This window comes from Rhodanobacter sp. B05 (genome assembly GCF_002001085.1).
Taxonomy (GTDB): Bacteria; Pseudomonadota; Gammaproteobacteria; order Xanthomonadales; family Rhodanobacteraceae; genus Rhodanobacter.
The window spans coordinates 116,058-132,050 of sequence record NZ_MUNU01000009.1 but is presented as its reverse complement, the minus strand read 5'-3'; the positions used below and the strand labels follow the sequence as shown (position 1 = coordinate 132,050).

Here is a 15,993-nt window from a genome sequence, read left to right as displayed (position 1 = left end):
CATCCGACTTCCCCCCAAGGAGCTACCGTGTTGACCCTCAACAAAAACCCGATTCGATTTGTCGCCGTCGCCGCGCTCGTCGTGGCCTCGACATTCGGCGTGTCCGCGCAAGCCACCGACATCACCGGCGCCGGTTCCAGCTTCGTCTATCCGGTCATGTCCAAGTGGTCGGCCGCCTACGCCGAGAAGACCGGCAACCACCTCAACTACCAGTCGGTCGGTTCCGGCGCCGGCATCGCGCAGATCAAGGAAGGCACGATCGACTTCGGCGCCTCCGACGCGCCGATGAAGGCCGAGGACCTGCAGAAATTCGGTCTGGGCCAGTTTCCGATCGTGGTCGGCGGCATCGTGCCGGTGGTCAACATTGCCGGTGTGCGGGCCGACCAGATCAAGCTGGACGGCACCACCCTGGCCGACATCTTCCTGGGCAAGATCAGCAACTGGAACGACCCGAAGATCGCCGCACTGAACGCCGGCCTGAGCCTGCCCGCCGGCAAGATCACCGTGGTGCATCGTTCGGACGGTTCGGGCACCTCGTTCAACTTCACCAATTACCTGTCCAAGGTCAACCCGACCTGGGCCAGCCAGGTCAAGTTCGGCACCGCCGTGGAATGGCCGACCGGCGTGGGCGGCAAGGGCAACGAAGGCGTGTCGCAGTACGTTCGCCAGATCAAGGGCTCGATCGGCTACGTCGAATACGCCTACGCGGTGAAGAACAAGCTCGCCTGGGTCGACCTGAAGAACGCCAGCGGCAACTTCATGAAGCCCAGCGCCGATGCCTTCGCCGCGGCCGCTGCCACCGCCGACTGGGCCAGCGCCAAGGACTTCAACCTGATCATGACCAATGCACCGGGCGCGCAGGCGTGGCCGATCACCGCCACCACCTGGATGATCATGTACAAGACGCCGAAGAACGCCAACAACAGCAAGGTCGCCTTCGACTTCTTCAAGTTCGCGCTGGAACATGGCCAGCAGTCCGCCAGCGAGCTGGACTACGTGCCGCTGCCGAATGCACTGGTCAGCAGGATCGAGGCGTACTGGGCATCCGAGTTCAAGCACTGATCGTTTAACCGAACGGTGGGATCTCCCCACCGTTCGCCCTGAGCGTAGACCCGCAGGGTTGAAGTCGAAGGGCAGCCCTTCGACTTCGCTGCGCTACGCTCAGGGCGAACGGTCAATGAAAATTTCGCAAACCGAACCATAGAGTTCTCATGCCCGTTGCCACCCCCACCGACATCCTCGAACAGCGCAGCCGCCGCGACGTCCGTCACGAGCGGCTGTTCCGCTGGCTGTTGAAGGGCTGCGCGCTGATCGTGCTGGCGGCCCTGCTCGGTGCCGCCGGCGCCACGCTGTGGGGCGGTCGCGACGCATTCGCCACGTTCGGCTGGCACTTCCTGGTCAGTTCGTCATGGGACCCGGGCAACGATGTCTACGGCGCACTGGTACCGGTCTACGGCACCATCGTCACTTCGTTCATCGCGCTGCTGATCGCGGTACCGATCAGCTTCGGCATCGCACTCTACCTTTCCGAGGTGGCACCGACCTGGCTGCGCACGCCGGTCGCCTCGGCGATCGAATTGCTCGCCGGCATCCCCTCGATCATCTACGGCATGTGGGGCCTGTTCGTCTTCGCCCCGTTCTTCGCCAACCACATCAAGCCGTGGCTGACCAACAACCTTGGCAACAAGCCCGACGACGGCAAGCTGTCGTGGGTGGCCGAACACGTGCCATTCGTGGGCAAGCTGTTCGGCAGCGACTATCCGTTCGGCGCCAGCATCCTGGTCGCCGGCATCGTGCTGGCGATCATGGTCATCCCGTTCATTTCCTCGGTGATGCGCGAGGTGTTCCAGACCGTGCCGACGCGCTTGAAGGAATCGGCCTATGCGCTGGGCTCCAGCACCTGGGAGGTGTCGTGGGACATCGTGCTGCCGTACACCCGCTCGGCGGTGATCGGCGGCATCTTCCTCGGCCTCGGCCGCGCGCTGGGCGAGACGATGGCAGTAACCTTCGTGCTGGGCAACGCGATGCAGCTGTCCGCGTCGCTGCTCGATCCCGGTACCTCGATCGCCTCGACCATCGCCAACCAGTTCAGCGAAGCCTCCGGCCTGCAGAAGTCCTCGCTGATGGCGCTGGCGTTCCTGCTGTTCGTGGTCACCTTCATCGTGCTGCTGATCGCGCGACTGATGTTACGCCGGCTGGCCAGCAAGGAAGGCCGCTGATGAATCGCATCATCACCCTCGCCGTTGCTGCAGGAGCCCGCTCGCGGGCGATGCTTTTGCGAATCCCAAATCCCGAATTCCGAATCCCGGCACAAAAGCATCGCCCGCAAGCGGGCTCCTACGGGTTGCCTGGGGCCAGCGCATGAATACCTTGTACTTGCGCCGCCGTATCACCAACGCACTGGCGATGACGCTGAGCATGCTGGCCACCCTGGTCGGCCTGGCGTTCCTGGCCTGGATCCTGTGGGAAACCCTGCGCCAGGGCATCAGCGCGCTGGATCTGAAACTGTTCACGAAAATCACCGCCTATGGCGAGGACGGCGGCCTCGCCAACGCGATGGTCGGCAGCCTGGTGATCAACTTCATCGGCATCGCGATCGCCACCCCGATCGGCGTGCTCGCCGGCACCTGGCTGGCGGAATACGCGAACCGTACCAAGCTGGGCGAATCGATCCGCTTCCTCAACGACATCCTGCTGTCGGCACCGTCGATCGTGATGGGCCTGTTCGTCTACACCATCATCGTGCTGCCGAGCACCGCCCTCACCCATGGCTCGACCACGTTCTCCGGTTTCGCCGGCGGCGTGGCGCTGGCCCTGATCGCGCTGCCGGTGATCGTGCGCACCACCGACGAGATGCTGCGGCTGGTGCCGTCCACCCTGCGCGAAGCGGCGCTGTCACTGGGCGTGCCGCAGTGGAAGCTGACCCTGCAGATCCTGATCCGCGCGGCGCGTTCGGGCATCATCACCGGCGTGCTGCTGGCGCTGGCGCGGATCAGCGGCGAGACGGCACCGCTGTTGTTCACCGCCTTCGGCAACAACTATATGGCGATCAACCCGATCGAGAAGATGTCCAGCCTGCCGCAGATCATCTACCAGTACGCCAACGATCCGGGCGACGCGATGCATGCGCTGGCCTGGGCCGGCGCGTTCGTGATCACCATGTTCGTGCTGCTGCTCAGCCTCGGCTCGCGCCTGATCCTTTCTCGCACCAAGGTGTCCCATGACTGATTCCGCAATCGCCACCAACCCGACGCCGGTGGCGGCCGCAGCGGCGGTGCCTCCCAAGCTCGCCGTGCGCGACCTGCACTTCTACTACAACGGTTTCCATGCGCTGAAAGGCATCGACATGGACATCCCTTCGATGCAGGTCACCGCGATCATCGGTCCGTCCGGCTGCGGCAAGTCGACCCTGCTGCGCATCTTCAACCGGATCTACGCGATCTATCCGAAGCTGGAGGCGAAAGGTTCGATCGAGCTGGACGGCGAGAATATCCTCGACCCCAGCTATTCGATGAACCGCCTGCGCAGCAAGATCGGCATGGTGTTCCAGAAGCCGGTGCCGTTCCCGATGACCATTTTCGAGAACGTCGCCTACGGCATCCGCCACCACGAGAAACTGCCGAAGGCGGAGATGGAGAACCGCGTCGAGCAGGCGCTGCGCAGTTCCGCGCTGTGGAACGAGGTGAAGGACAAGCTGAAGCAGAATGCGCTCGGCCTCTCCGGCGGCCAGCAGCAGCGTCTGTGCATCGCCCGCGCGATCGCGCTGAAGCCGGAAGTATTGCTGCTGGACGAGCCCACCTCGGCGCTCGACCCGATCGCCACCGGCCGCATCGAGCAACTGGTGGAAGAACTGAAAAGCCAGTTCACCATCGTCATCGTCACCCACAACATGCAGCAGGCCGCGCGCGTCTCCGACCTCACTGCCTTCATGTATCTGGGCGAACTGATCGAGTTCGCCCAGACCGAAAAGATCTTCACCAAACCGGACAAGAAGCAGACCGAGGACTACATCACCGGTCGCTTCGGCTAATCAATGACTCCCCTCTCCCGCGGCGACCGCAGGGAGAGGGAAACAGAACAGAGGCATCGCATGACCACCGACAAAGACCACATCATCAAGAGTTACGATACCGAACTGACCCGGCTGACCGGCGAAATCGTGCGCATGGGCGAGTTGTCGGTGAAGCAGCTGGAGGCGGCGATCGACGTGGTCGAGCGCCGCGACGAACGCGCCGCCCAGCGCGTGGTCGACAACGACGACACGATCGACCGGATGGAGCAGGATGTCAGCCACGATGTCGTGCGCCTGCTGGCCTTGCGCGCGCCGATGGCGGGCGATCTGCGCAACGTGTTTGCCGCGCTGCGCATCGCGGCCGATATCGAGCGCATCGGCGACTACGCCGCCAACGTGGCCAAGCGCGCGATTCCGCTGTCGATGGTGGCGCCGGTGCGACCGGCCGCCGGCCTCGAACATCTGGCCACACTGGCCGCGACCGGGGTGCGCGACGTCCTCGCCGCCTACCAGGATCGCGACGCCGAACGCGCCCACGCGGTATGGCAGAACGACACCGTGCTGGACGAGGCCTACACCGGCTACTTCCGGCAACTGCTGACCTACATGATGGAAGACCCGCGCAACATCACCCCATGCACGCATCTGCTGTTCATGGCCAAGAACATCGAGCGCATCGGCGACCACGCGACCAACATCGCCGAAAACGTGTGGTTCCAGGTCACCGGAGAACCTCTGCAGGCACCACGCAGGAAGCTCGACGAAACGGCCAGCGCGGATTTTTCAGGGCTACCGGTCAAGCCGGACAGGCCCTGATCAACCTCGCTCCTGGCGGATGACCGTCGGCAGGAACAGCGTCACGCGCAGACCGCCACCCTCGCGGTTTGTCAGCGCGATGCGCCCGCCATGGGCCTCGGTGATTTCCCGCGCCAGCGCCAGCCCCAGGCCGGTGCCGGAACGCTTGGTCGAATAGAACGGCAGCAAGGCCTGCGAAAGCACCGTCTCGCTCATGCCGGGGCCGCGGTCGGCCACCTCGATGCGCACCTCGCTGGCCGCTTCCACGATGGACAGGGTGACCTCATCGTCCGCGCCACCGGCCTCGTGCGCGTTCTTGACCAGGTTGATCAGTACCTGCTCGATCTGTGCCGCATCGAACCGCGCCGGCCGCTTCGGCATCGATCCGGTGAACCGGTACCGGCAATGCAGCGCCAGGCCATCGAGGAACGCCGGCCACTCCACGTTCGCCAGTTGCGGCGTCGGCAGCTTGGCGAAACTGGCGTAGCCGGCGATGAAGCCGTGCAGATGGCGTGCGCGTTCACCGATGGTGGCGAATACGCTGGGCAGCCGTTCGACGTCGCCGCGCCGCGCCAGCTCGGCACCGGAATGCGCCAGCGAGGAGATCGGCGCCAGTGAGTTGTTGAGCTCGTGGCTGATCACCCGGATCACCCGTTTCCAGGTCGCCACCTCCTGCCTCGACAGCTCGCGCGTCATGCGCCGGAACGACTGCAGCCGGTGCGGCCGGCCCTGCAGCCGGAACGCGCGCTGTGACAGGTGGAACGTTTCCTCGCTGCCATCCATCTCCACCGTGAGCAGCGCGTCTTCGCCGCTGTCGACGGCTTGCCGCAGCAAGTCCGGCGCGCCGGCCAGCAGTTCGGCGAAGTCGAGCCCGATCAGGCTGCGACCCTCGTTGAACAGGTGCCGCGAGGCGATGTTGGCATAGGCGACCCGGCCGCTGGCGTCGGTCAGCACCAGCGCCACCGGTGTGTTCTGCACCACCGTGTCCAGCAGCAATTCGCGCTGGGCCAGGTGCTGGCGCTGCTCGCGCAAGGTATGGCCCAGGTCGTTGTGCATGCGGATCAGCTCGCCCAGCTCGTCGCGGCGACTGGCCGAGATCGAGAAACTGAAATCGCCATCGCGATAGCTGGCCACCGCGCCTTCCAGTGCACGCAGCAGGCGGCTGACCGGGGCCATCGCGCGACCCGCCAGCCAGATCGCCGCAAGCAACAGCAGCACCAGCCCGATCGCCAGCGCGGTGTAGATATCCAGATGCGGCATGGGCGCCGGTTTGGCCGGCAGGATCGTCGCATCGGCTTTTGCGGTCAGCAGCTCATGCAGCCATGCCAGCGTCTGCGGCAACGGCCACTCGGTGACTCCGGCGTAGATCAGTGCACCAGCCACGCCGGCCGCCAGCAGCAGCAGGCTCAGTCGCGCGCGCAGCGAGTTCAGCAGCAGCCACATGCTTCACGGCCTCCCATCCCGAGCCAACTGCTCAGTGGCATGCGGGATCTCTCGGATCCACCGCGCAGTCCACCGGCGGCCGTCCGTTCTGCCATGGCCGCGGCTTGCCCATCACGGCCGCCTTGTCATTGGCCTCGGGCGGTGGCGCATAGGCCGGGCCACGGGTGACCGGCTGCTTGAAATGGAATGGGCTGTGATCGGTGCTCCCGCTGCCCGGCAGCGAGTGATCGGTCCGATACGTCGATGAACTGGCCGCAGGCGGTACCGCGTCCCAGCGATCGTTCTGCGTCGTCTGGCCCGGCGCGGCGGTCTGGGCGGCGAGCCCGCCGGCAAACAGCACGGCGCAAGCCATCAGCGAACCTCGGAAAACCATGTTGCACCTCCTCCGTTTCGATGGTCCATCTTTGTACCTCGGGGGCGGTGCGACAAGTGCTCGAGCTCAGCTCGCTGTCGCCAGCCCGTAACGCTCCATCCGCCGGTACAACGCCTGCCGCGACAGGCCGAGCTGGCGTGCCGCGCGGCTGACCACGCCGCCGGCCTGTTGCAAGGCGTCCTCCACCACTTCGCGGCTGGGCTCGTCGAGATCGCGGTTGGCGATCGAGACATGGTGCGGCAGGTTGAGCAACTCCGGCGTGATCGGATTGCCGCCGGCCAGCAGGGCGGCGCGCTCGATCGCGTTCTTGAGTTCGCGCACGTTGCCCGGCCACGGATAGCCGAGCAGGGCCTCGCGTGCGGCGTCGCCCAGCTCGGCGCGACCGCTCAGGAAAAATTCGGCCAGCGGCAGGATGTCGTCGTTGCGTTCGGCCAGCGGCGGCAGGTTCACCTCGATCACGTTGAGCCGGTAGTACAGATCCTCGCGGAACGTGCCGGCGCGGATCATCGCCTTGAGGTCGGCATTGGTCGCGCTGAGCACGCGCACCTTGGCCTGGCGCGTCTTGCCGGAGCCGAGCCGCTCGAACTGACCGGTTTCCAGCACCCGCAGCAGCTTCATCTGGCCCGGCAGCGGCAGGTTGCCGATCTCGTCGAGGAACAGCGTGCCGCCGTCGGCCAGTTCGAAGCGCCCCTCGCGCGCCTTGTTCGCGCCGGTGTAGGCGCCGGCCTCGGCGCCGAACAGTTCCGCCTCGATCAGTTCGCCTGGCAGCGCGCCGCAATTGACCGCGATGAACGGGCCGCGCGAGACCGCCGAGTTCGCATGCATGATCGTGGCGATGCGCTCCTTGCCGGTGCCGTTGGGGCCGGTGATCAAGGCCGACACGTCCGAGCGGGCAATCTGGCAGGCCAGATCCAGCGTGCGCGCCATCGCCTCGGAAGCGAACACCAGGCCGTCCAGGTCGTACTTCTTCTGCAGCGCCTCGCGACGCTGGCGGCGCTCGCGCCGGCTGCGGCTGATCTCGCGACTGGATTCGGACAGCTCCAGCAGGTTCTCCACCGTGGCCAGCAGCTTGTTGTCGTCCCACGGCTTGGCCAGGTAATCGGCCGCGCCGGCCTTGACCAGTTCCACCGCGGTCTCCAGGTGCGTCCACGCGGTGAGCAGGATGACTGGCAAGTCCGGGTGGCGTTCGCGAATCGCACGGAACAGCACCACGCCCTCCTTGCCCGAGGTGGTGTCGGCGGTGAAGTTCATGTCCTGGATCACCACGTCGACCGCCTCGCGCTCCAGCACCGCCAGCCCCTGCTCCGGGGTCAGCGCCGTCAGCGGGCGGATCTCGTGCAGCGACAAGGCCAGCGACAGCGCCTCGCCCACGGACGGGTTGTCATCGATGATCAGTACGGTACGGGTCATTCGTTTTCTGCACATGTGGACATGGATGCTTCTCCTGCCCGCAAGGTTGCCATGACTAATGAACTATTGTGCTAATTCCCCATGAGGCGAGCTGCCGCCGCGGGGCGACCGCGGCGGCAACGGCGCTCAGATCGCCACCGGATGCGCCGCCGCCGTGCCGGCCTTCACCGCTGCAATCCAGTGGTCGACCCGGGTTTCCAGCACGTCCAGCGGCAGCGCACCGCCGCTGAGGATCTCGTCGTGGAAGGCGCGAATGTCGAACTGGTCGCCCAGCGCCTTTTCCGCCCGCGCACGCAGTTCGAGGATCTTCAGCTCGCCGGTCTTGTAGGCCAGCGCCTGGCCCGGCCAGGTGATGTAGCGATCCGTCTCGGCCTGCACGTCCGGCTCGTCCTCGCTGGAATGGGCGTGGAAGAAGTCGACCATCTGCTGGCGCGTCCAGTGCTTGTAGTGCACGCCGGTATCCAGCACCAGCCGGTCGGCGCGCAGCAGTTCGTCCGAGAGGCGGCCGTAGTCGGACAGCGGGTCCTTGTAGAAGCCGACTTCCTTGCCCAGCTGTTCGGCATACAGCGCCCAGCCCTCGATGTACGCGGTGTAGCCGGCCTGCTGGCGGAACGGCGGCAGCTTGGGCAGCGTCTGCGCGATCGAGATCTGCAGGTGATGGCCGGGAATGCCTTCGTGATACGCGGTCGACTCGATGGTCAGGATGCTGCGGTTGGCGAAGTCGCCGGTGTTGACGAAGATCTGCCCGGGCCGCGAACCGTCGGGCGTGCCGGGATGGTATTCGGCTGCCGCAGCCTCCTTCTCGCGGAACTTCTCCACCGGCATCACCACCACCTTGGTCTTCGGCAGCAGGCCGAACAGCTTCGGCAGCTCCGGCTCCATGCCCGCGATGAAGCCGCGATAGCGGTCGAGGATGTCCTCGCGCGAGGTCGCGTGCGTCTTCGGGTTGGTCTTCAGCGAGGCGCGAAAGCTGGCCAGATCCTTGTAGCCCTGCGCTTGGGCGATCTTCGTCATCTCGCCCTCGATGCGCTTGACCTCCGCCAGGCCGATCTGGTGGATCTGTTCAGGCGTCTCGTTGGTCGTGGTCATCTGCTCGACGTCGTAGCGATAGATCGCATCGCCGTTCGGCAGGTCCCACGCGCCCGGCTGGCTGCGCCCGTGCGGTGCGTAATCGTCGGCCACGAACTTGCCCAGCTTCGCGTAGGCCGGGCGGACATCGTCGTCGATCGCGGCGAGGATGGCATCATGCAGGCGCTTCTGGTCCGCCGCCGAGACCGACTTCGGGAAATGCTTCAGCGGCTCGGCGAACACGCTGTCCATGCCGGCAGGTTTCTCGATGCTGCCGATCTGCGCGACGACTTTTTCCAGCAGATACTTCGGCGGCATCATCTTGTCGGCCATGCCTTGCCGCGCCACCGCGGTCACTTGGTCGAACAGCCTGGGCACCGCCTTCAGGCGCGCCAGGTAGTCATCGTATTCCTTCGTGTTGTCGAACGGGATCGAGCTGACGAAGCCCGCCAGCGCGATGTGCACGCCGCTCATCTGGTCCAGCGGCATCTCATTGAGCTTGAGCTGGTAGCCGCGCAACTGGTCCTTCAGCTGGCGCACCATCAGCTGCTGGTTGAGCTTGTCGCTGTCCGCGAAACCACTGGTGTCGATCGCCTCGAAACGCTTGAGGAAATCCTCGGTCGCCCGCCGGTCGGCCGCCTGGTGCGCCAGCGAGGCATCCGTCCAGCGGTCGTTGTAGCGCAGGTCGCCCAGCGTGGTGGCGAACTCCGGGCTGTTCTTCAGGTTGTACTGCCACTGCTCGGCCAGCAGCGCGTTCAGCGCCGCCACCCGGCTCGCCACATCCACTTTCGCGGCGGGCTGCGTCGCCAGGGCAGCATGCGCCACACCCGAAGCAATGGTCACCGAGCCCAGCAGGGCCGCACAGATCAGCAATGGCAAGGCTTTCATCAACACAGGATCCTTGAGTTGTAGGAGGGGTACGGACCCCATGATTGTGCACGTCGCCAGCCGCGCCCTCCCGTGCCAGATAGCACGGTTCTTACACCGACCGCGTCGCCACCACCGGCGGCACCGCCGCCGCGCGCAACGCCGGGCCCAGCACCGCCAGCTGACCCAGACCCCACAGCGCCAGCGCGCCAATCGGCAGGTAATACAGCGGCAGGCGCGGCAGCTCGTAGAACTTCATCAGCGTGATATTGAGCGCAAACGCCAGCACCATCCCCAGCACGATGCCGCCGGTGACGATCAGCAGGTTCTCGGTCTGGAAATAGCGCAGGATGTCGCGCCGGGTGGCGCCGATGGCGCGGCGGATACCGATCTGCCGGCGCCGCTGCTGCACCCAGAAGCTGGCCAGGCCGACGATGCCCAGAGCGGTGACCAGCAGCATGGCGGTGATCACGCCGACCAGGATGCCGGCCATGGTGCGGTCTTGCTCGAAAAATTTTTCGCGCAGGCTGGCCACGCTCTGGCTGGCGGTGGTGTCCAGCACCGCGTCAGGTGCGATTCTGGCGATGGCCACGCGCGCGTCACGAAGCACGCGCGGCAATTGCTCGGGCGACGCGCGCAAAAGGTAGGTGCCGGCGAAATGCGCGCCGGGCTGGGACGGCACGAACACCGACCAATCGATGGTGGAAGGGCCGCCCTCGCCTGGAGATGGCCGCGCCAGATTCGCCACCACGCCAGCCACCCGGAAATGGGGCTTGCCAACCCAGAACTCCTTGCCGAGCGGATCGACACCGGGCCACGCGTGATCGGCTAGCGACTGCGTAATCCATACCAGCGCATCGTCGGGCACGAAGTGAACCACGGGCTGATAGTCACCTTCCTGCGGTGCGCGTCCCGCGATCAGGTGAACGCCGAGCGCCTTGAAGCTACCCGGCCCGCCCGAGTAGAAATTCACCACGCCGGCAAATTGCTTGCCCTCGGCATCCGTGGTGATGCCGGCGTTGTTGGGAGAACCGCTGAACGGGACGGCGCTGATCACGCTGACCGATTGCATGCCTGGGATCTTGGCCAGGCCGTTGAGCACGCGGGCATTGAGATCGACGCCCCGGTCCTCATCAAAGCCGGTGAGCTTGATGGCAGCCAGTGCGCCCTCATCGACGCCGCTGTGGATATGGCTCAGCTGCACCCGGTTGACAATCAGGAAGCAGGCGTTGCAAAGCACGGCGCAGGCCAACGCGATTTCCATGGAGATCAGAAAGGTTGCAAGACGATGCTTGCGCAGGGCGGCGAAAATGGGGCGGATCTGCATGACAAGTGTCCTCAAGTGATCTTCAGCTGCAGGCCGGGCGCCATGCGGCTGGCGCGCAGCGCAGGCAGCAACCCGGCCAGCAGGCTGGCGGCGATCGCCAGCGCAAACGTGAGCAGGAACATCGCCGTATCCAGGTGCACCAGGTCGGCATAGGCCACCGGCTGGCGACGCACCAGCCACAGTCCCAGCAGGGTGAGCAGCAGACCGCCGATACCGCCCAGCAAACCGATCAATCCCGCTTCGAACAGGCACTGCGCCAGTACCGCCGCACGACTGGCACCCAACGCACGCCGCACCCCGATCTCGCCGGCACGGCGCAGGAACTTCGCCAACAGCAGGCCTACGGTGTTGAACAGGCAGATCAGCAGAAACGCGAAGGCCGCCCACATCTGCAGGCGCACATCGCTGGGTACCACGTGATTGAAGTCCAGCCATCCCATCAGGCTGCGCAGTTGCGTGTTGTCGGCGCGAGCGAAACGACCGAGCGATTTCTGCTGGGCGGCATAGTCGGCCACGAATTGACGATAGCTGCGAACCCTGGCGGCGCTGTCCAGTTGCACCCATAGCGTCATCCACACACAAGGGGATGTCTGCAGGGTCCCAGTACTTTTTGGCATGCTCCAGCAGGTAAAGAAGGTGAAGCCGGCAGGATTGATATCCGACGAACTGCTGAACGGCATGAAAACATCCTCCGGACGGCCGTAGAAGTCGCCGGTCTGACCTTCGGCGAAGCGCCCGCCGGCCACGTCATAGAATTGCGGCGACGGGCGCCATGCATCCAGCACGCCGATGATGCGCACATCCGAGTCTTTCAGCCGGAGCGTGCGACCCACACTGTCGGCGCCGTTGAACAGCTTGTTGTTGAGGTCCGAGGAGATGACTGCGACCCGCGCGCGGCTTGCATCGTCCTGCTCCGACCAACCATGGCCGTAGCGAAACGGTACATCGAACATCGGAAAAAATTCGCTGGTGGTGGAAAGCACCTGCGCCATCAGCGGCGGCAGGTTCACCTGCGGTGCGGTCAGCTTCAGCTGACCGTGCGCGATCAGCGCCTGCCGATCAGCGCGATGCGCACTCCACAAATCCACCGCCGACCGGTAATCCATCATGTCGTAGGGCAGCGACGGCCCATCCGAATAAGGATTCGGGTCGACCTGCGGATAGAACAGGGTGCCGCTGCGCGTGGGCACCGGGTCACCGGACAACAGGCGCATCACCGTCAACGTGGTCATGCTGGCGCCGATGCCCACCGCGATGGCGACGATCATCAGCGCGGTCAGCATCCTGTTGCGCTTGAGGCTGCGCAGCGCGAGGTCGAGGTAGTAACCGAACATCACGTCACTCCTTCGGAGTAGGAAATAAAGAATGGGAAAAGCACTGGCACTCCAGCCATGCCCCTTTCCCGGCTTGCTGCCTCGGGACCGGAGACCCGATGACGCGAGTTGAGCGCGGCTCAGCGCCCGCGTATGCTTTCCCCATGGTCATCACCGTCGAACAACTCACCGAAGCCGCGCTGTCGCTACCCAGCGACGCCAGGGCGTTGCTGGCCGACCGGCTGGTGGAGAGCCTCGATCCGGCACACGACCGGAAGATCCAGGAACTTTGGGCCGCCGAGGCGGCGCGTCGCCGCGATGAGGTTCGCAGCGGCGCGGTCGAACCCGTCGCAGGCCCCGAGGCTCTGGCGCGCGTGCAGCGCATCGTCACCCGATGACGTTCAGGTTTCACCCCGAGGCTCTGGCGGAGTTCGAGGGGGCGACACGCTACTACGCGGCCATACAAAACGAACTTGCGCAACGCTTCGTCAGCAGCGTGGAAATCGCCATCGAAGAGCTCGCCGAACAGCCCCTGGCCTTCGCCCTCATGGCGCACGACGTTCGCCGCTGCCTGACCCGTGTGTTCCCCTACGCGGTCCTGTACACCATCGAAGTGGATTACATCCTGATCGTGGCCGTGATGCATTGCCATCAGGAACCTGGCTATTGGCGGCATCGCACGACGCCCCAAACCTGAGTGGCCAATGCGGGAGGCCTGTGCCTTCCCGTTTCGTCCCGCTCCGCACGCTCTGTTCTCGACTCCCTGTTTCATCACACGCTCCTCGTCGCCACCACCGGCGGCACCGCCGCGGCGCGCAGCGCCGGGCCGAGCACGGCGAGTTGACCGATCAGCCACAGCCCGATCGCGCCGGCCGGGAAATAGATCGCCGGCAACCGCGGCAATTCGTAATGCAGCATAAGGAACAGGTTGATGGCGTAGGCCAGCAGCATGCCCAGCGCGATGCCGAGCGTGGCCAGCAGGAAGTTCTCGGTCTGGAAGTAGTGCAGGATGTCGGCGCGGGTGGCGCCCAGCGCGCGGCGCACGCCGATGGTGCGGCGGCGCTGACCGACCCAGAAGCTGGCAAGGCCCGCGATACCCAGCGCGGTGACGATCAGCAGCGCCACGATGACACCCACCAGCATGCCGGCCATGGCGCGATCGTTCTGAAAGGACTCATGACGCAGTTCGTCATACGTGCGTTGCTCCAGCACGATGCGATTCGGATCGAGGCGCTTGAGCGCAGCAAGGGCGAATTTCAGCACCTGCTCGCGATCCTGCGAGGTGGTGCGGATCAGGTAGCTTCCGCCCTCCGTCGCGGTCAGGCGTATCGGATACACGATGCTGTACTGGGCGCCCATCTGCAGCATGTTCGGCCGAGCCAGTTGCGCCATCACGCCGACCACCTGCAACGGTATGTCGTTGCCAACGTAGATGGTCTTGCCCAGCGCACTCTGCCCTGGCCACAGACGTACGGCGACTGCCTGGGCAACGATCACGGCGTGCGGCAGGTTTTTCATGTCGTTGCTATGCAGCGCGGGCATGGCGGTTTTCAGGTCGATCAGTTCATCGGGCTGAAAATCGCGTCCCGCAATGATTCGTACACCCAGCGTCGCCAGCAGGTTCTGGCCGTAGTAGCTCGCCACCTCGAGCGAGTTCTGCCGCTGGTGGGGGCGCAGCTTGATGCCGCTGTTGGACATGGCGTCGCCACTGAGCGGCAGCTGGTTTACCAGGGCCACCGCCTGCACTCCGGCGATCTGCTGCAGTGTCGCCAGATCGGTTTGCGCCTGGGCGTAGGCATCCGGTCGATCGCCGATATACGCAAACTTGATCTGCAGCAGATCGTGCTCGGCGATGCCGCTGGGAATATCCATGCGCTGCAGGCGTTGATGGATAAGAAACACCGCGTTGCACACGATGGCGCAGGTCAGCGCAATCTCCAGGATCAACAGCCATGCGGTGATCTTGTGTCGGCACAGGGTGGAGAGAATCGGTCGCAGTTCCATGTTTGCCTCTTGCTTCGATCGAAGCGGGTTTTCTTGAGGAGTGCGGCCATGGGTGGCCGCTTCCACGCACAAGGAAAGCGCACTAATTACTCTTCAGTTGCAGGCCGGGGGTGACGCGGCAGGCGCGCCAGGCCGGCAGCACCCCGGCCAGCAGGCTGGCACCCACCGCCAGCAGGAGTGTCATCAACAGCATCGCGCCATCCAGATGCGCCAGCGGCGCGTAGTCCGCCGGCTGTCGACGAACCAGCCACAGGCCGAGATACGCCAGCAGCAGGCCACCCAGGCCACCGGCCAGCCCGACCACGCCTGCTTCCACCAGCAACTGGCTGAACAGCGCACGCCGCGACGCGCCCAATGCGCGACGCACCCCCAGTTCGGCGGAACGACGCAGGAACTTGGCCAGCATCAGGCCCACCGTATTGACCAGACACACCAGCAGGAAACCCAGCGCCAGCCAGCTCTGCAATTGCACGTCGCCAGGCACCACCCGCTCGTAGTCCAGCCACTGCATCAGGTTGCGCAGGCGTACGTTGGGTGGACGCTGAAAACGGCCCAGCGTTTTTTGCTCCTGCGAGTAATGGACCAGAAACTGCCGGTATGCGGCTGCCTTGGCCGGTGTATCCAGTTGCACCCAGAACTGCAGCCACACGCAAGGTGCCGTGTGCGTCGCATCGTTGCCGCCATTGCCCCAGCAATCGGCGCCGCCGAGATGCGCCAGATGCAGATCCTGCGAGGTGGACAACGGCAGGTAGACGCCTTCGTCCGCGCCGTAGTTCTTCACGTTGAGATCATAGAAATGCGGATTCGGCCGCCAGTCGCCCAGTACGCCGATGATGCGCAAGGCATGGTTTTCCAGGCGCATGATGCGACCGGTACTGTCACGACCACCGAACAGCTTGTCGTTGAGCTTGCTGCTGATCACCACCACGGCGGCACTGGCGGCATCCTCGCTCGCGCCCCATGCATGGCCATACCGGAACGGTACGCCGAACATCGGAAAGAAATCGGCCGTGGTGTAACGCGCCGTCTGGTAAAACGGATCGAGGGCGGACTGCGCCGGCTGGATGGCCACCGAACCCCCTGTCATCAACGCCTGGCGATCCGCCCGCTTCGCCTGCAACAGGTTCATGCCGTCGATCCAGGTGACCTGATCCAGCGGCTCGGCCCGGGGCCGATAGCCAGTCATGTCGCGCGGGTCGAGCTGCGGCGCATACAAGGTGTTGCTCCTGCCCGGTAGCGGATCACCCGACAGCACATGCAGCACGGTCAGCGTGGTCATGCTGGCGCCGATGCCCAGCGCGATCGCCAGCACCATCAGCGCGGTAAGCGCCTTGTTGCGCCTGAGACTGCGCAGGGCCAGCTCAAAATAGTAGGCAAGCAT

General features: G+C 65.0%; 15 protein-coding genes. 7 read left to right on the top strand and 8 right to left on the bottom strand.

What is annotated here, in order from left to right; genetic code table 11:
- Positions 1-30: 30 nt before the first annotated feature.
- From pstS to phoU, 5 genes are all read left to right on the top strand, one after another.
- Positions 31-1,062: a phosphate ABC transporter substrate-binding protein PstS gene (gene pstS, locus B0E47_RS03645; protein WP_174566946.1), complete on the top strand. Its 1,032-nt coding sequence runs from the start codon at positions 31-33 to the stop codon at positions 1,060-1,062.
- Between the two features lie 149 nt (positions 1,063-1,211).
- Positions 1,212-2,219, top strand: coding sequence for a phosphate ABC transporter permease subunit PstC (gene pstC, locus B0E47_RS03640; RefSeq protein ID WP_077512629.1), 1,008 nt, complete (start codon positions 1,212-1,214; stop codon positions 2,217-2,219).
- Positions 2,220-2,361: 142 nt separating this feature from the next.
- Entirely contained in the window at positions 2,362-3,228 is an 867-nt protein-coding gene (gene pstA / locus B0E47_RS03635; protein WP_077512627.1) for a phosphate ABC transporter permease PstA, read from the top strand.
- Entirely contained in the window at positions 3,221-4,030 is an 810-nt protein-coding gene (gene pstB / locus B0E47_RS03630; protein WP_077512625.1) for a phosphate ABC transporter ATP-binding protein PstB, read from the top strand. The genes pstA and pstB overlap by 8 nt, the downstream gene beginning before the upstream one ends.
- A gap of 60 nt (positions 4,031-4,090) precedes the next feature.
- On the top strand, positions 4,091-4,828 hold the full coding sequence (phoU, locus tag B0E47_RS03625; protein WP_077512623.1) for a phosphate signaling complex protein PhoU: 738 nt from the start codon (positions 4,091-4,093) through the stop codon (positions 4,826-4,828).
- Here phoU and B0E47_RS03620 read toward each other — a convergent pair whose 3' ends face one another.
- The 6 genes from B0E47_RS03620 to B0E47_RS03595 form a co-directional block, all read right to left on the bottom strand.
- Complete coding sequence (locus tag B0E47_RS03620; RefSeq protein WP_077512621.1) at positions 4,829-6,250, bottom strand: ATP-binding protein; 1,422 nt, start codon at positions 6,248-6,250, stop codon at positions 4,829-4,831.
- A gap of 31 nt (positions 6,251-6,281) precedes the next feature.
- Positions 6,282-6,623 (bottom strand): hypothetical protein, encoded by a 342-nt coding sequence (locus B0E47_RS03615; protein ID WP_077512619.1) that lies wholly within the window; start codon positions 6,621-6,623, stop codon positions 6,282-6,284.
- Between the two features lie 66 nt (positions 6,624-6,689).
- Positions 6,690-8,033, bottom strand: coding sequence for a sigma-54 dependent transcriptional regulator (locus tag B0E47_RS03610; RefSeq protein WP_077512617.1), 1,344 nt, complete (start codon positions 8,031-8,033; stop codon positions 6,690-6,692).
- A gap of 126 nt (positions 8,034-8,159) precedes the next feature.
- A complete protein-coding gene (locus B0E47_RS03605; protein ID WP_077512709.1) occupies positions 8,160-9,989 on the bottom strand; it encodes a DUF885 family protein in 1,830 nt (609 codons plus the stop codon).
- A gap of 91 nt (positions 9,990-10,080) precedes the next feature.
- Positions 10,081-11,295 carry an FtsX-like permease family protein gene (locus tag B0E47_RS03600; RefSeq protein WP_077512615.1) on the bottom strand — a complete coding sequence of 405 codons (1,215 nt, stop codon included), beginning with the start codon at positions 11,293-11,295 and terminating at the stop codon, positions 10,081-10,083.
- An 11-nt stretch (positions 11,296-11,306) separates the two neighbouring features.
- Positions 11,307-12,629, bottom strand: coding sequence for an ABC transporter permease (locus tag B0E47_RS03595; RefSeq protein ID WP_077512613.1), 1,323 nt, complete (start codon positions 12,627-12,629; stop codon positions 11,307-11,309).
- Positions 12,630-12,772: 143 nt separating this feature from the next.
- Between B0E47_RS03595 and B0E47_RS03590 the strand changes: the two genes are divergently transcribed.
- Together B0E47_RS03590 and B0E47_RS03585 are read left to right on the top strand one after the other, a co-directional pair.
- Positions 12,773-13,006 carry an addiction module protein gene (locus B0E47_RS03590; protein WP_077512611.1) on the top strand — a complete coding sequence of 78 codons (234 nt, stop codon included), beginning with the start codon at positions 12,773-12,775 and terminating at the stop codon, positions 13,004-13,006.
- Complete coding sequence (locus B0E47_RS03585; protein ID WP_077512609.1) at positions 13,003-13,305, top strand: type II toxin-antitoxin system RelE/ParE family toxin; 303 nt, start codon at positions 13,003-13,005, stop codon at positions 13,303-13,305. Before B0E47_RS03590 ends, B0E47_RS03585 begins: the two co-directional genes overlap by 4 nt.
- Positions 13,306-13,379: 74 nt before the next feature.
- Here the strand turns inward: B0E47_RS03585 and B0E47_RS03580 are convergent, their stop codons facing one another.
- Positions 13,380-14,612 (bottom strand): FtsX-like permease family protein, encoded by a 1,233-nt coding sequence (locus B0E47_RS03580; protein WP_077512607.1) that lies wholly within the window; start codon positions 14,610-14,612, stop codon positions 13,380-13,382.
- An 82-nt stretch (positions 14,613-14,694) separates the two neighbouring features.
- The gene (locus B0E47_RS03575; protein ID WP_077512605.1) at positions 14,695-15,993 is read right to left on the bottom strand and encodes an ABC transporter permease; all 1,299 of its coding nucleotides are present in this window, start codon (positions 15,991-15,993) and stop codon (positions 14,695-14,697) included.

Bases quoted from the DNA above. Each gene is read 5' to 3' on its own strand.
- B0E47_RS03610 (WP_077512617.1), bottom strand. From the start codon at position 8,033: ATGACCCGTACCGTACTGATCATCGATGACAACCCGTCCGTGGGCGAG.
- B0E47_RS03600 (WP_077512615.1), bottom strand. From the start codon at position 11,295: ATGCAGATCCGCCCCATTTTCGCCGCCCTGCGCAAGCATCGTCTTGCA.
- B0E47_RS03590 (WP_077512611.1), top strand. From the start codon at position 12,773: ATGGTCATCACCGTCGAACAACTCACCGAAGCCGCGCTGTCGCTACCC.
- B0E47_RS03615 (WP_077512619.1), bottom strand. From the start codon at position 6,623: ATGGTTTTCCGAGGTTCGCTGATGGCTTGCGCCGTGCTGTTTGCCGGC.
- B0E47_RS03580 (WP_077512607.1), bottom strand. From the start codon at position 14,612: ATGGAACTGCGACCGATTCTCTCCACCCTGTGCCGACACAAGATCACC.
- B0E47_RS03595 (WP_077512613.1), bottom strand. From the start codon at position 12,629: ATGTTCGGTTACTACCTCGACCTCGCGCTGCGCAGCCTCAAGCGCAAC.
- pstC (WP_077512629.1), top strand. From the start codon at position 1,212: ATGCCCGTTGCCACCCCCACCGACATCCTCGAACAGCGCAGCCGCCGC.
- B0E47_RS03575 (WP_077512605.1), bottom strand. From the start codon at position 15,993: ATGCTTGCCTACTATTTTGAGCTGGCCCTGCGCAGTCTCAGGCGCAAC.
- B0E47_RS03585 (WP_077512609.1), top strand. From the start codon at position 13,003: ATGACGTTCAGGTTTCACCCCGAGGCTCTGGCGGAGTTCGAGGGGGCG.
- phoU (WP_077512623.1), top strand. From the start codon at position 4,091: ATGACCACCGACAAAGACCACATCATCAAGAGTTACGATACCGAACTG.
- B0E47_RS03620 (WP_077512621.1), bottom strand. From the start codon at position 6,250: ATGTGGCTGCTGCTGAACTCGCTGCGCGCGCGACTGAGCCTGCTGCTG.
- pstA (WP_077512627.1), top strand. From the start codon at position 2,362: ATGAATACCTTGTACTTGCGCCGCCGTATCACCAACGCACTGGCGATG.
- B0E47_RS03605 (WP_077512709.1), bottom strand. From the start codon at position 9,989: ATGAAAGCCTTGCCATTGCTGATCTGTGCGGCCCTGCTGGGCTCGGTG.
- pstB (WP_077512625.1), top strand. From the start codon at position 3,221: ATGACTGATTCCGCAATCGCCACCAACCCGACGCCGGTGGCGGCCGCA.